The sequence below is a fragment of the Streptomyces gamaensis genome (assembly GCF_042656465.1).
In the GTDB taxonomy this organism is placed as follows: domain Bacteria; phylum Actinomycetota; class Actinomycetes; order Streptomycetales; family Streptomycetaceae; genus Streptomyces; species Streptomyces gamaensis.
The window spans coordinates 188,712-201,766 of the sequence record NZ_JBHSPB010000004.1 but is presented as its reverse complement, the minus strand read 5'-3'; the positions used below and the strand labels follow the sequence as shown (position 1 = coordinate 201,766).

The window sequence follows — 13,055 nt, the reverse complement described above, 5'->3', positions numbered from 1 at the left end:
TGCCGGTCGCTCTTACTTCCCCTTGCGGCTTTCGCCTTGTCCATTGCGGCTGTCGTACAGCTCGTACGCGTCGACGATACGGCCGACGAGCTTGTGCCGGACGACGTCCGTACTGGTCAGCCGGGCGAAGTGCACGTCGGGCACGCCCTCCAGGATCTCCTGGACCTGGCGCAGCCCGCTCTTGGTGCCGTTGGGGAGGTCGATCTGGGTGATGTCACCGGTGATGACGATCTTGGAGTCGAAGCCGAGCCGGGTGAGGAACATCTTCATCTGCTCGGGGTTCGTGTTCTGCGCCTCGTCGAGGATGATGAAAGCGTCATTGAGCGTGCGCCCGCGCATGTATGCGAGGGGCGCGACCTCGATCGTCCCTGCGGCCATCAGGCGCGGGATGGAGTCGGGGTCGAGCATGTCGTGCAGCGCGTCGTACAGCGGGCGCAGATACGGGTCGATCTTCTCGTAGAGCGTGCCGGGCAGGAAGCCGAGCCGCTCGCCGGCCTCGACCGCGGGCCGGGTCAGGATGATCCGGTTGACCTGCTTGGACTGCAGGGCCTGGACCGCCTTGGCCATGGCCAGATAGGTCTTGCCGGTACCGGCGGGGCCGATCCCGAAGACGACCGTGTGCTTGTCGATCGCGTCCACGTAGCGCTTCTGGTTGAGCGTCTTGGGGCGGATCGTGCGGCCGCGGTTGGAGAGGATGTTCTGGCTGAGGACCGAGGCGGGGGTCTCGCCGCCGCCCTCGCCGTTCTCGTCGCGCAGCATGGCGATCGACCGTTCCACCGCGTCCTCCGTCATCGGCGCACCGGTCCGGAGCACCAGCATCATCTCGTCGAACAACCGCTGTACGAGGGCGACTTCGCCGGACTCCCCGGCGGCACTGACCTCGTTGCCCCGGACGTGGATGTCGACCCGGGGGAAGGCCCTCTCGATCACGCGCAGGAGCGCGTCACCGGACCCCAGGACCGAGACCATGGGGTGCTGTGCCGGGACTGTGAAGCGGGCGGTTGCTGTCGCTGCGGCCTGCTGCCGTGTGGGTGTCGAAGTCATGGGCCGGCTCTGTGGCCTGCTCGTCCCTCTTTCCGAAGTCGGCTTCCCTTGAGTACCAAGGGTACGACGGGGTGGATGGGACCCGGCGACGAATTTCCGCGGCCCATGAGCGGCCCGTGAGCGGCATACAGCGGCACAGAGGGCGCACCGCTGGTCCAGGGTTTTGAAACGATCGGGGAGAATGTTCTCCATGGAAAGAGCGTCCTCCCCCTCCCAGGCCCCCCACCGCGCGGGCTTCGCGTGCTTCGTCGGCCGGCCCAACGCGGGCAAGTCGACCCTGACCAACGCACTGGTGGGGACGAAGGTCGCCATCACCTCCAACCGCCCGCAGACCACCCGGCACACCGTGCGCGGCATCGTCCACCGCCCCGACGCCCAGCTCGTGCTCGTGGACACGCCCGGTCTGCACAAGCCGCGCACCCTGCTCGGCGAGCGCCTCAACGACGTCGTGCGCACCACCTGGGCCGAGGTCGACGTGATCGGCTTCTGTCTGCCCGCGGACCAGAAGATCGGCCCCGGCGACCGGTTCATCGCCGGTGAGCTGGCGGAGATCAAGAAGACGCCGAAGGTCGCGATCGTCACCAAGACCGACCTGGTGGACTCCAAGACGCTGGCCGAGCAGCTGCTGGCCATCCAGAAGCTGGGCCAGGACCTGGGCATCGAGTGGGCGGAGATCATCCCGGTCTCGGCTGTGGCATCAGAAGGGGCGGGGCGAAGCCCCTCCACCAAGGGCGGTGGTGGGCGAGGGGCTGGCCAGGTGGGTCTGCTGGCGGATCTGCTGGTTCCGCTGCTTCCCGAGAGCCCCGCCCTCTACCCGGAGGGCGATCTCACCGACGAGCCCGAGCAGGTCATGGTCGCGGAGCTGATCCGCGAGGCCGCTCTCGAAGGCGTGCGGGACGAGCTGCCGCACTCCATCGCCGTCGTGGTCGAGGAGATGCTGCCGCGCGAGGGCCGCCCGGCGGACAAGCCGCTGCTGGACATCCACGCCAACGTCTACATCGAGCGCCCCAGCCAGAAGGGCATCATCATCGGCCCGAAGGGCGCCCGGCTGAAGGAGGTCGGCATGAAGTCCCGCAAGCACATCGAGGCCCTGCTCGGCACTCCGGTCTACCTCGATCTGCACGTCAAGGTCGCCAAGGACTGGCAGCGGGACCCCAAGCAGCTCCGCAAGCTCGGCTTCTGACCGGCGGGCCGCACGGCTCTCACGCGCCCTCCTTCAGCACCAGCCGGATCAACTCCCTCTGCTCGTGCGTGAGATGGGGATCGGCGCAGTGGATCCGCCGGCCGTCCACCGTGATCTCGTAGTGGAAGCCGTCGGGGACGCCCCGCACGGGGGCGTCCCGTCCCGGGGCGAGCGCCCGGTGGGCCAGCGCCTCGACGTGGGTGGCGTCGGGCCGGCCGGAGGTGTCCAGCTCGGCCCGGCGCTCGATGCCGGCGAAGCCGCCGGTGCGGGTGATGGCGATGCGCATGGAGCCATCCTTACCCCGTCGGCCCCGCGTTACGAGGCGGGGACGCCCACCTGGGACCACGCCTTGAGCACGGCCTGCGTCTGCCCGCCCTCCCCGTAGCGGGCCCGCGCGGCGGCGGCGGTCTGCCGGGCGAAGGCCGCGAAGTCGGCGTCGGAGGCGAGCTGCCCGCCGGTGAGGGTGTCGTACCAGATCTGCCCGGCCTGCTCCCACGCGTGCCCGCCCAGCGCGGTGGCCACCAGGTAGAACGCGTGGTTGGGGATGCCCGAGTTGAGGTGCACGCCCCCGTTGTCCTGCGGGGTGTCCACGTAGTCGTCCATGGTGGCGGGCTGCGGGTCCTTGCCGAGCTGCGGGTCGTCGTAGGCGGTGCCCGGCGCCTTCATCGAGCGCAGCGCCTGCCCGTGCACGCCGGGGGCCAGCAGCCCGGCGCCGATCAGCCAGTCCGCCTCCGCGGCGGTCTGCCCCAGCGCGTACTGCTTGATCAGCGATCCGAAGACGTCGGAGACCGACTCGTTGAGCGCGCCGGACTGGCCCTGGTAGTCGAGGTTGGCGGTGTACTGGGTGACGCCGTGGGTCAGCTCGTGGCCGATGACGTCGACGGGGATGGTGAAGTCCAGGAACAGCCTCCCGTCGCCGTCGCCGAAGACCATCTGCTCGCCGTTCCAGAACGCGTTGTCGTAGGAACGCCCGTAGTGGACGGACGCGTTGAGGGGCAGCCCGGCGCCGTCGACCGAGTGCCGCCCGTAGACGTTCAGGTACAGGTTGAAGGTGGCGCCGAGCCCGGCGACGGCGCGGTTGACCGTGGCGTCCTTGGAGGGCTTGTCGGTCTCGGCGTGCACCTCCTTGCCCGGCAGCGTCTGCTGGTGCCCTGAGTCGTAGATCGTGCGGTCGGGCTTGTCGGAGAGCGCGGCGGCGGGTTCGGCGACGGCCGCGCGGGCCGCGGTGAGGTGGCGGTGGGTGCGGTGCAGCGCGTCGTGTTCGAGGGTGCGCCGCGCGGTGGCGGCGATCGTCTCGTCGTCGTGGCGGGCGAGCTTGTCCAGCAGGTGTGGGGGGACGATCGTGCAGAAGACCGGGGTGGCGGTTCGGTTCACAGGCCGATGCGTGCGCTGGTTCATGGCCTGCAATGTGACACCGGCCCTCGCCCCTGTCATCGCCTCGCACGAGGATTAGCACATTCGAGTGATAAGCCTGCCAAGTGCGGGGATGTGTTCCGGACCGTGCCGCGTCCCGCATGCTGATACGGGGGCGGCGGCGCGCACCGTGCTCGGTTATCGTGCTGCACATCATGCGTTACGGGCAGCTTCTTCTTAGCCGCCGCGGCGAGGGCCCGCAGTCGTAGGCCGACCCCCTCCCCGCGGAGTCCGGTGCTGCGGTCCCTTCGATGACCAGCCCCCGTCGGCCGTCCCCCAGGACAGGACGAGGAGCCCTGCGCAGATGTCCAGTATTTCGGTCGGCCGTCCCACCCCCGTCACCGCCGCGACCGTCACCCAGCGCCCCTCCGGGATGCCGGTGCACAAGTACGGCCCGTACGAGGCCGTGCACCTGCCCGACCGCACCTGGCCCGAGGCCCGGATCACCAAGGCGCCGCGCTGGCTGTCGACCGATCTGCGCGACGGCAACCAGTCGCTGATCGACCCGATGTCCCCGGCCCGCAAGCGGGAGATGTTCGACCTGCTGGTGCGCATGGGCTTCAAGGAGATCGAGGTCGGCTTCCCCTCCTCGGGTGCCACCGACTTCGACTTCGTCCGCTCGATCATCGAGGAGGACGCGATCCCCGAGGACGTGACGATCTCGGTGCTCACGCAGGCGCGCGAGGAGCTGATCGAGCGCACCGTGGAGTCCGTGCGCGGGGCGCACCGCGCGACCGTGCACCTGTACAACGCGACCGCGCCGGTCTTCCGCCGGGTGGTCTTCCGCGGCTCGCGCGAGCAGATCCGGCAGATCGCGGTCGACGGGACCCGGCTGGTCATGGAGTACGCCGACAAGATCCTCGGCGAGGAGACCGTCTTCGGCTACGAGTACACCCCGGAGATCTTCACCGACACCGAACTGGACTTCGCGCTGGAGGTCTGCGAGGGCGTCATGGACGTCTGGCAGCCCGAGGACGGCCGCGAGATCATCCTCAACCTGCCCGCCACGGTGGAGCGTTCGACGCCCAGCACGCACGCGGACCGCTTCGAGTGGATGTCGCGCAACCTCTCGCGCCGCGAGTTCGTGTGCCTGTCCACGCACCCGCACAACGACCGGGGCACCGCCGTCGCCGCCGCCGAGCTGGCCGTGATGGCGGGCGCGGACCGCGTCGAGGGCTGTCTGTTCGGCCAGGGCGAGCGCACCGGCAATGTCGACCTGGTCACCCTGGGCATGAACCTGTTCTCGCAGGGCGTCGACCCGCAGCTCGACTTCTCGCAGATCGACGAGATCCGCCGTACTGCCGAGTACTGCAACCAGATGGAGGTCCACCCGCGCCACCCCTACGCGGGCGACCTGGTCTACACCGCCTTCTCCGGCTCCCACCAGGACGCCATCAAGAAGGGCTTCGAGGCCCTGGAGGCGAGTGCCGCCGCGGCCGGCAAGAGTGTCGACGACATCGAGTGGGCGGTGCCGTACCTGCCCATCGACCCCAAGGACGTGGGCCGCTCCTACGAGGCCGTCATCCGCGTCAACTCCCAGTCCGGCAAGGGCGGTATCGCCTACGTCCTCAAGCACGACCACAAGCTGGAGCTGCCGCGCCGGATGCAGATCGAGTTCTCGAAGATCATCCAGGCGAAGACGGACGCCGAGGGCGGCGAGGTCACCCCGCAGGAGATCTGGTCGGTCTTCCGCGACGAGTACCTGCCGGCCGACGGCCAGGGCGAGAGCTGGCGCCGGATCGCGCTGCGCGGCGCCACGAGGACCTCGGCCACGGGCGAGGGCACGGACGCGCTGACCGTCGAGGCGGTCGTGGACGGCGCGCAGACGCTGCTGACCGGTACCGGCAACGGTCCGATCTCGGCCTTCGTCGACGCGCTCGCCGGCATCGGCGTGGACGCGCGGCTGCTGGACTACACCGAGCACACGATGAGCGAGGGCGCGAGCGCCCAGGCCGCCTCGTACATCGAGTGCGTGATCGACGGACAGGTGCTGTGGGGCATCGGCATCGACGCCAACACCACGCGCGCCTCGATCAAGGCGATCGTCTCGGCCGTCAACAGGGCGTACCGCGGCCGCTGACGAGCGCTCGCCGGGCCGTGCTTCCGGCGCGGTCCCGGCACGCCGCCGTCGTCAAGGATTCGCCGCCCGAATCACCGTATCCGGTGAGGGGGTGGTGAATCCGGCCAACGTGCCCTGGTCATCGGCGTACGGGGTACTGACGCCACCTCGACGATGTGGCTAACATCACGTCAACGCGGCGACAGGGCCGTGGTGTTCAGGAGGTACGCCGTGATGCACGCGCAAGGCCGAGCCGACCGGGACCGGAGTGTGGTGGGCGTACGCACCGTGTGGCGCACCGTGGGCGACGGCGAGTTCTTCTGCCCCGGCTGCGGCGGCGACCGCAACTACCGCCGCCGCACCGGCCGCCGCCGCCTCGTCGCCTTCGGGGTGCCGCTGCTGCCGCGCGGTCCGGTCGGCCCGGTCGTGGAGTGCACCGCGTGCCGCGCCCGGCACGGGACGGACGTCCTCGACCACCCGACCACCACCCGCTTCTCCGCGATGCTCCGCGACGCCGTGCACACGGTCGCCCTCGCCGTCCTCGCCGCGGGCGGCACCGAGGCGCACACGGTCCGCCGCGCGGCGGTCGGCGCGGTGCGCGCCGCCGGGTTCGCCGACTGCAGCGAGGAGCAGCTGATCACGCTGATCGAGGCCCTCGCGGCGGACACGGGCCGGCTGGCCGCCTCGTACGGGGCGGGCGGCACGTCGGACGCGGACGGTGCGGGCGGTACGGACCGTACGGGCGGTACGGGCGCGGGCGCGCCCGGTGACGGCGGCGCGGCGGCCGCCGCAGCGGGCCGCGAGGGCTTCGACGCGCGCGGCACCGCGCTGGCCATCGAGCTCCACGAGGCCCTCGAACCGCTCGCCCCGCACCTGGCCCCCGCCGGCCGCGAGTCGATCCTGCTGCAGGGCGCGCGCATCGCCCTGGCCGACGGACCGTACCGGCCCGCCGAGCGGGAGGTGCTGGCGACGGTGGGGCGGGCGCTGATGCTCTGCCCCGAGGACACCGACCGGCTGCTGGCGGCGGCGCGCACGCCCTCGTGAGAGCCGGGGACTGAGCGCGGTGCGGGCCTGCCCGCCGCGTACGCAACAATGTCCCCATGAGTCTGTTCCGCGACGACGGCATCGTGCTGCGCACCCAGAAACTGGGCGAAGCGGACCGGATCATCACCCTCCTCACCCGCACCCACGGCAGGGTGCGGGCCGTCGCGCGCGGGGTGCGCCGCACCAAGTCGAAGTTCGGGGCCCGGCTGGAGCCCTTCACCCACGTCGACGTGCAGTTCTTCGCGCGTGGCAGCGACCTGGTGGGCCGCAGCCTGCCGCTGTGCACGCAGAGCGAGACCATCGCCGCGTACGGCAGCGGCATCGTCACCGACTACGCGCGCTACACCGCCGGCACCGCGATGCTGGAGACCGCCGAGCGCTTCACCGACCACGAGGGCGAGCCCGCCGTGCAGCAGTACCTGCTGCTCGTCGGCGGCCTGCGCACCCTCGCCGCCGGAGAGCACGCCCCCGGCCTGATCCTCGACGCCTTCCTGCTGCGCTCGCTGGCCGTGAACGGCTACGCGCCCAGCTTCGAGGCGTGCGCGCGCTGCGGGATGCCGGGGCCGAACCGGTTCTTCTCGGTCGCGGCGGGCGGGGTCGTCTGCGGCGACTGCCGGGTGCCCGGAAGCGTCGTACCCTCCTCGGAGGCCGTCGCCCTCCTCGGCGCGCTGCTGACCGGGGACTGGGCGACGGCGGACGCGTGCGAGGCGCGGCACGTCAGGGAGGGCAGCGGCCTGGTGGCCGCGTATCTGCACTGGCACCTGGAGCGGGGGCTGCGCTCGCTCCGTTACGTCGAGCAGTGACCGAGCAGTGACCGAGCAGCAAGAATCGGCGGCGACGCCGTAACCGACCGACGCCGTAACTGAGCAGGGACCGAGGAGAAGTGGCAGCCATGGCACGACGCGGCATTCTGGGCCGTTCCCGACGCGAGTACCGCGCACCCGACCCGCACCCCTCCGGCGCCCGCCCGCCGAAGATTCCGGGCGAGCTGGTGCCCGAGCACGTCGCGATCGTCATGGACGGCAACGGCCGCTGGGCGAAGGAGCGCGGCCTGCCCCGCACGGAGGGCCACAAGGTCGGCGAGGGCGTCGTCCTCGACGTCCTCAAGGGCTGTCTGGAGCTGGGCGTCAAGAACCTCTCCCTGTACGCCTTCTCCACCGAGAACTGGAAGCGCTCGCCCGACGAGGTCCGCTTCCTGATGAACTTCAACCGCGACGTCATCCGCCGCCGCCGCGACGAGATGGACGAACTCGGCATCCGCATCCGCTGGGTGGGCCGCATGCCGAAACTCTGGAAGTCCGTCGCCCAGGAACTCCAGGTCGCCCAGGAGCAGACCAAGGGCAATGACGCGATGACCCTGTACTTCTGCATGAACTACGGCGGCAGGGCGGAGATCGCGGACGCCGCGCAGGCCATCGCCCGCGATGTCGCGGCGGGCAGGCTCGACCCGTCGAAGGTCAACGAGAAGACCTTCGCGAAGTACATCTACTTCCCCGACATGCCGGACGTGGACCTCTTCCTGCGCCCCTCCGGCGAGCAGCGCACCTCCAACTACCTGATCTGGCAGAGCGCTTACGCCGAAATGGTCTTCCAGGACGTCCTGTGGCCGGACTTCGACCGCCGCGACCTGTGGGCGGCCTGCCTGGAGTACGCGCAGCGGGACCGGCGGTTCGGCGGGGCGGTTCCGAATGAGGTGCGGGGGGCGGAGAGCAGGGGCTGAGACGGCTTCCGGGTGGACGGTGCGGAGGGCGGCGGGCCGGTTGGGGTGAAACGCTGTATCGAGGTTGACGGCGGAAGGCCGTGGAGACCGTTTCCCTGGCACACTGGTGTTTGCCCGGAGGAGGTGAGGGACTCGTGAGCGTCGCGCATCAGCACAGCGGGCCGTGGACGTTGGACGATGTTCTGGCGTTGCCGGAGGACACGAGCCAGCGGGTCGAGCTTGTAGGGGGAGCACTGATGATGAGTCCCGCGCCGGGGCAGCCCCACCAGCGGGCGTCATACCGGTTGCACGTGCTGCTGGAGCGGGCGGCCGAGGCTGCCGATGCCCCGGTCGAGGTGCTTGAGGGGATCAACGTCATCGTCCCGGACGGGCTGCTCATCCCCGACCTGGCCGTTGTCGACGAGGCTGCCGACCCCGACAGGGTGACCATCAACGCACACGACGTCCTCATGGTGGTCGAGATCGCCTCGCCGTCGACCCGGATCGCTGACCGCAAGCTCAAGCCGTCGCTCTACGCGGCGGCCGGCATTCCGCACTACTGGCGAGTGGAGCTGGAGCCCGCTCCACGGGTGCTGACCGGTCGGCTGCGGAACGGCTCGTACGTGGACGAGCCGCCCCGCCTTGCGGGCGCCGTGGCCCGGATCGAGCAGCCGTTCCCGGTCGAATTCGATCCGGCGGTTCTGGTCGGCCGCAGGTAGCCCTGCGGGCTGCTTGATCAGGCCTTCTTGACCACGCTCGACTTCAGCTGCATCGCGCCGAAGCCCTCGATCTTGCAGTCGATGTCGTGCCCCGCCACCCCGCTCACCAGGCGGATGTTGCGTACCTTGGTACCGGCCTTGATGCCGGTCGGGTGGCCCTTGACCTTCAGGGTCTTGACCACGGTGACGGTGTCACCGTCGGAGAGCACGTTGCCGACGGAGTCACGGACGACCCCTTCCTCAGCGGCGCCCGCCGCGTCGGCGGCAGCGTTCTCGGGCGTCCATTCGTGCCCGCACTCGGGGCACACGAGCAGGGCGCCCATCTCGTAGGTGTAGGTGCTGGAGCACTCGGGGCAGGGGGGAAATGTCTCACTCACGAAGAAAGTGTATTTCACGAAGCGGGGCCCCGCCCCGCCGAGCCGTGCCCGCGTACGGGACCCTACCGCTGTTCGCGGGGCGGCCGGGACGCGTTCCCGGCCGCCCCGCGCGCCCGTGCGGCTACTCCTCCGTGTGCGGAGCAATGAACTCCAGGGTCCAGGTCTCCTGGAACTCCGGCTTCGGCGGGACCAGTTCGAGCTGGGCGCCGCGGTGGCCGGCCCGGAGGGCCAGGCCCTTCTCGGAGAGAATCTTGACGCCGCCGATGACCCGCTCGAACGTGAACTTCGCCCACTCCGGGCGCGGGACGGCGTTGACCCACAGCTTGTCCTCGTGGACCACGAGCCCCGCCGCTTCGTGATGCGCCAGGTGGATCACGTACGGGGAGCCGGGTACGGGCTCGACGGGGTCGATGGCCCATTCCTGCTCGATCGGGAGCGGGTTGAGGCGGTCGGTGATGACGGGGGCGCCGTACTGCACGGCGTGCTCGGTCGCCGTCACCAGGGAGGTCGGGCCGATGATGTGGGCGTGGATCTTGTAGATGCCAGGACGTACCGGGATCGGAGGCATGTGCCACTTCCTCTCTCGCGGTTCGTTCCACCACTGACGGCATGTCAGGGCGCGCCCATCACGTTCGCCGATGGTCCGCGCCCGGCCTAGGGCGAGTTGTCGCCAAGTCCACTACGGCTCGGACCGTTCGGTCAGGGGTGCGAGCCCGCCGATGAGGTGGAGTGGCGGGGGCCTGGGCGGTAGGCTCGGGCCCAGTCATGGGGAAGCCACTCTTCCTTGATGACCAGGCCCTCGACCGGGATGCCAGTCCTGTCGGGGGCCGTCTGCGTGTCCGGTGTTCTCGCCGTGAACGTACACACGCAACTCGCCCCGCATCCCGCGTACTTCGGCAACAGGGCTGGAAGGCCGCCGAGTTCAGCTCCGCGAGGCCGGTTCGCGCACCGCGCGGGCGTACCAGCCCGGTCCGGCACCCACGATCCGTTTGAAGTTCCGTGCCAGGTGCGACTGGTCGCAGAAGCCCGTGCCGGCGGCCACCGCGTGGGCGGGCTGTCCTTCCAGCAGAAGACGGCGTGCCCGGTCCACGCGGCAGGCCGTCAGATACTGGTGGGGTGCGATCCCGAACTCGCGGCTGAACGCCCGGACGAGGTGCGTGGGGTGGGCGTGCAGCAGGCCCGCCGCCTCCTGGAGCGTGAGACCTTCGAGGACGCGCTCGTCGAGGAGGTCGCGCAGCCGGCGGGCCAGGCCGCTGCGGTCGGGGCGGGACGGGGGCGGGGGGACGCGGCGGCCCAGGTGGCCGAGGAGGCGCTCGCAGATGAGGGAGAGGCGGGACTCGGCCTCCAGGTCCTCCCCGCGTTCGGCGAGGACCGTGTGCAGTTGGTGGATGCGCCGCCGTAACAGCGGGTCGTCCAGGGCGGGCCCGTCCACGGCCCGGCCGATGTGCTCCTCGCCCAGCACGTCCGCGTCCAGGTACAGGACCCGTTTACGGAATCCGCGGGGTGTCACCGGGCAGCCGTTGTGCGGCACGTGCGGCGGGAGGAGGGTGACCAGGTCGCTCAGCGCGCCGTGCTCGTGGCGGTCCAGGTCGTAACGGACCATGCCGTCGTCGACGATCAGGAGGGTCCATGTGCCGTGCGCGTGCATGGGGTAGACGTGGTCGGTGAAGTGGGCGTGGAGGACCTCGGCGACCCCGGCCACGGCCGGCCGCCACGCCGTGAGGTCGGGGCGGGCAACCATGCAAAGATCGTACAAGACCCGGGTCGTTGTACCAGGTCACAATCCGGTGCATGGAAACCGAGAACGCGCCCGTCCGCTTCGACACCAAGATCGCCGTCCTGCTCCGTGACGACCTGCACACCTGGCAGCGCCTGAACGTCACGGCCTTCCTGGTCAGCGGCATCGGCACCGCGCTCCCCGAGGTGATCGGCGAGCCCTACGGGGACGCCGACGGCACCGAGTACCTGTCGATGTTCCGGCAGCCCGTGCTGGTCTTCGAGGGCTCGAAGGAACTCCTGACGACAGCGCACAGCCGCGCCCTGGGCCGCGGCATCCCTCTGTCGGTCTTCACCTCGGACCTGTTCACGACCAACAACGACCGCGACAACCGCGCCGCGGTGCGCGCGGTCGGCAAGGGCCGGCTCGACCTGGTCGGCATCGCCCTGTACGGGCCGCGCAACGGCGTGGACAAGGTGCTCAAGGGTGCCAGGATGCATCCCTGATGCGACCCGACAGGCCGTCGGGTCGGGTCAGGGTGTGCCCGAGGTGATCACGCAACTCGCCCCGCATGCCGCGGACTTCGGCACCTCGCCGATGGAGCGAGCCTGGCCCCGGGAGGCGGTGTGCTCTGTGCCTCGGGTGCCCGGCCATATCATTGAGGCTGCCGGCAGCGAGCGTCGGCGCGACGTCGCCCGAGCTCAGGAAGGATCGCCACCCGTGGACCCGCGTCACTTCGAACTGCTCGAAGCAGCCCGCCGTGCCCTGCCCGAAGGCTTCAAGACCGAGCTGTCGGGCGACATCATTGTCATGCAGGCATCGCCGTCAGCCATGCACCAGCTCAACCTCAGCAAGGTCCGCCAGCAGTTCGATGCGCACGTCCCGCCCGGCTACATCGATTCCGGCAACACGGACCTCGAATCCCCGCAGACGGCCAAGGTCCGCAACCCGGATCTCACCTATCTGCCCGAAGAGGCCATGGCCACCACGGAAAGCAGCGTCCCGGCCGAACTCGCGCTGATCGCTGTGGAGATCGTCTCCCCGTCGAATCCCGAGAACGACTGGGTCGGCAAGCTTCGCGACTACCCGCTGATGGGTATCCCGCTGTATCTCATCGTCGACGCGCGGCAGAAAGTCGTGACCCTCTTCAACGAGCCGGAGAACGGCCGCTACCGGCTGCGCGAGGACGCTGCCTTCGGGGAGACCGTGCACATTCCGGAACCCTTCGGCTTCGCGCTCGACACGGGCGTCTTCCGGCCGTACTGACCGTACCGAGGAGCACCTGCGGAGAAAGCCCCCGGCAGCGCCGTGAAACGCCACCGGGGGCTCCCCGAACCTCGCAGCAACAAGCGTCAGCTCTTCGCCGCGCACTCCCCGCACGTCCCGAAGACCTCCACCGTGTGGGCCACGTCCACGAAGCCGTGCTCGGAGGCGATCGCCTCGGCCCACTTCTCCACGGCCGGGCCCTCGACCTCGACGGCCTTGCCGCAGACGCGGCAGACGAGGTGATGGTGGTGGCCCTGGGAGCAGCGGCGGTAGACGGCCTCGCCCTCGCTGGTGCGCAGGACGTCGACCTCGCCGGCGTCGGCGAGGGACTGCAGGGTGCGGTAGACGGTGGTGAGCCCGACGGACGCGCCGCGGTGCCGGAGCATGTCGTGGAGCTCTTGCGCGCTACGGAACTCGTCCACCTCGTCCAGCGCCGCCGCGACGGCGGCCCGCTGTTTGGTGGACCGGCCGCGTACCGGGGGACCCGCGGTCGCCACAGTTGCCTCCTCATGCTCGCGTGAACGCCCATCCGCA

15 protein-coding genes are annotated in these 13,055 nt (G+C 70.2%); 8 read left to right on the top strand and 7 right to left on the bottom strand.

Going from position 1 to position 13,055, the window contains the following annotated elements; translation table 11 throughout:
* Positions 1-12: 12 nt before the first annotated feature.
* A complete protein-coding gene (locus ACFP1Z_RS08260; protein WP_390315264.1) occupies positions 13-1,044 on the bottom strand; it encodes a PhoH family protein in 1,032 nt (343 codons plus the stop codon).
* Between the two features lie 190 nt (positions 1,045-1,234).
* On the opposite strand from ACFP1Z_RS08260, the gene ACFP1Z_RS08255 reads away from it, so the two are divergent.
* Positions 1,235-2,227, top strand: a complete 993-nt coding sequence (locus ACFP1Z_RS08255; RefSeq protein WP_390315263.1) for a GTPase Era — start codon at positions 1,235-1,237, stop codon at positions 2,225-2,227.
* 19 nt (positions 2,228-2,246) lie between these two features.
* Here ACFP1Z_RS08255 and ACFP1Z_RS08250 read toward each other — a convergent pair whose 3' ends face one another.
* Together ACFP1Z_RS08250 and ACFP1Z_RS08245 are read right to left on the bottom strand one after the other, a co-directional pair.
* Positions 2,247-2,513: a protealysin inhibitor emfourin gene (locus ACFP1Z_RS08250; protein WP_390315262.1), complete on the bottom strand. Its 267-nt coding sequence runs from the start codon at positions 2,511-2,513 to the stop codon at positions 2,247-2,249.
* Between the two features lie 29 nt (positions 2,514-2,542).
* Positions 2,543-3,601 (bottom strand): M4 family metallopeptidase, encoded by a 1,059-nt coding sequence (locus ACFP1Z_RS08245; RefSeq protein ID WP_390315261.1) that lies wholly within the window; start codon positions 3,599-3,601, stop codon positions 2,543-2,545.
* A gap of 343 nt (positions 3,602-3,944) precedes the next feature.
* On the opposite strand from ACFP1Z_RS08245, the gene leuA reads away from it, so the two are divergent.
* From leuA to ACFP1Z_RS08220, 5 genes are all read left to right on the top strand, one after another.
* Positions 3,945-5,720, top strand: coding sequence for a 2-isopropylmalate synthase (gene leuA, locus ACFP1Z_RS08240; RefSeq protein WP_390315260.1), 1,776 nt, complete (start codon positions 3,945-3,947; stop codon positions 5,718-5,720).
* A gap of 213 nt (positions 5,721-5,933) precedes the next feature.
* Positions 5,934-6,743 (top strand): TerB family tellurite resistance protein, encoded by an 810-nt coding sequence (locus tag ACFP1Z_RS08235; RefSeq protein ID WP_390315259.1) that lies wholly within the window; start codon positions 5,934-5,936, stop codon positions 6,741-6,743.
* Positions 6,744-6,799: 56 nt separating this feature from the next.
* Entirely contained in the window at positions 6,800-7,546 is a 747-nt protein-coding gene (recO, locus tag ACFP1Z_RS08230) for a DNA repair protein RecO (protein WP_390315258.1), read from the top strand.
* 89 nt (positions 7,547-7,635) lie between these two features.
* Entirely contained in the window at positions 7,636-8,463 is an 828-nt protein-coding gene (locus ACFP1Z_RS08225; RefSeq protein ID WP_390315257.1) for an isoprenyl transferase, read from the top strand.
* Between the two features lie 134 nt (positions 8,464-8,597).
* A complete protein-coding gene (locus ACFP1Z_RS08220; RefSeq protein WP_390315256.1) occupies positions 8,598-9,161 on the top strand; it encodes a Uma2 family endonuclease in 564 nt (187 codons plus the stop codon).
* A gap of 17 nt (positions 9,162-9,178) precedes the next feature.
* On the opposite strand, the gene ACFP1Z_RS08215 is transcribed toward ACFP1Z_RS08220, so the two are convergent.
* The 3 genes from ACFP1Z_RS08215 to ACFP1Z_RS08205 all read right to left on the bottom strand — a co-directional run bounded on the left by ACFP1Z_RS08215 (position 9,179) and on the right by ACFP1Z_RS08205 (position 11,279).
* Positions 9,179-9,538: a zinc ribbon domain-containing protein YjdM gene (locus ACFP1Z_RS08215; RefSeq protein WP_390315255.1), complete on the bottom strand. Its 360-nt coding sequence runs from the start codon at positions 9,536-9,538 to the stop codon at positions 9,179-9,181.
* A 121-nt stretch (positions 9,539-9,659) separates the two neighbouring features.
* Complete coding sequence (locus ACFP1Z_RS08210; RefSeq protein ID WP_390315254.1) at positions 9,660-10,106, bottom strand: hypothetical protein; 447 nt, start codon at positions 10,104-10,106, stop codon at positions 9,660-9,662.
* Between the two features lie 354 nt (positions 10,107-10,460).
* Positions 10,461-11,279, bottom strand: a complete 819-nt coding sequence (locus tag ACFP1Z_RS08205; protein WP_390315253.1) for a helix-turn-helix transcriptional regulator — start codon at positions 11,277-11,279, stop codon at positions 10,461-10,463.
* Between the two features lie 50 nt (positions 11,280-11,329).
* Here ACFP1Z_RS08205 and ACFP1Z_RS08200 point away from each other — a divergent pair, with 50 nt between their 5' ends.
* On the top strand, positions 11,330-11,761 hold the full coding sequence (locus tag ACFP1Z_RS08200) for a DUF2000 family protein (protein WP_390315252.1): 432 nt from the start codon (positions 11,330-11,332) through the stop codon (positions 11,759-11,761).
* Positions 11,762-11,804: 43 nt separating this feature from the next.
* On the top strand, positions 11,805-12,521 hold the full coding sequence (locus ACFP1Z_RS08195; RefSeq protein ID WP_390315251.1) for a Uma2 family endonuclease: 717 nt from the start codon (positions 11,805-11,807) through the stop codon (positions 12,519-12,521).
* An 86-nt stretch (positions 12,522-12,607) separates the two neighbouring features.
* Here the strand turns inward: ACFP1Z_RS08195 and ACFP1Z_RS08190 are convergent, their stop codons facing one another.
* Positions 12,608-13,018, bottom strand: a complete 411-nt coding sequence (locus ACFP1Z_RS08190) for a Fur family transcriptional regulator (protein WP_390315250.1) — start codon at positions 13,016-13,018, stop codon at positions 12,608-12,610.
* Positions 13,019-13,055: the final 37 nt, after the last annotated feature.

Excerpts from the sequence above, each read along its gene's own strand:
- ACFP1Z_RS08255 (WP_390315263.1), top strand. The coding sequence starts at position 1,235 with ATGGAAAGAGCGTCCTCCCCCTCCCAGGCCCCCCACCGCGCGGGCTTC.
- recO (WP_390315258.1), top strand. The coding sequence starts at position 6,800 with ATGAGTCTGTTCCGCGACGACGGCATCGTGCTGCGCACCCAGAAACTG.
- leuA (WP_390315260.1), top strand. The coding sequence starts at position 3,945 with ATGTCCAGTATTTCGGTCGGCCGTCCCACCCCCGTCACCGCCGCGACC.
- ACFP1Z_RS08250 (WP_390315262.1), bottom strand. The coding sequence starts at position 2,513 with ATGCGCATCGCCATCACCCGCACCGGCGGCTTCGCCGGCATCGAGCGC.
- ACFP1Z_RS08200 (WP_390315252.1), top strand. The coding sequence starts at position 11,330 with ATGGAAACCGAGAACGCGCCCGTCCGCTTCGACACCAAGATCGCCGTC.
- ACFP1Z_RS08225 (WP_390315257.1), top strand. The coding sequence starts at position 7,636 with ATGGCACGACGCGGCATTCTGGGCCGTTCCCGACGCGAGTACCGCGCA.
- ACFP1Z_RS08205 (WP_390315253.1), bottom strand. The coding sequence starts at position 11,279 with ATGGTTGCCCGCCCCGACCTCACGGCGTGGCGGCCGGCCGTGGCCGGG.
- ACFP1Z_RS08210 (WP_390315254.1), bottom strand. The coding sequence starts at position 10,106 with ATGCCTCCGATCCCGGTACGTCCTGGCATCTACAAGATCCACGCCCAC.
- ACFP1Z_RS08235 (WP_390315259.1), top strand. The coding sequence starts at position 5,934 with ATGCACGCGCAAGGCCGAGCCGACCGGGACCGGAGTGTGGTGGGCGTA.
- ACFP1Z_RS08260 (WP_390315264.1), bottom strand. The coding sequence starts at position 1,044 with ATGACTTCGACACCCACACGGCAGCAGGCCGCAGCGACAGCAACCGCC.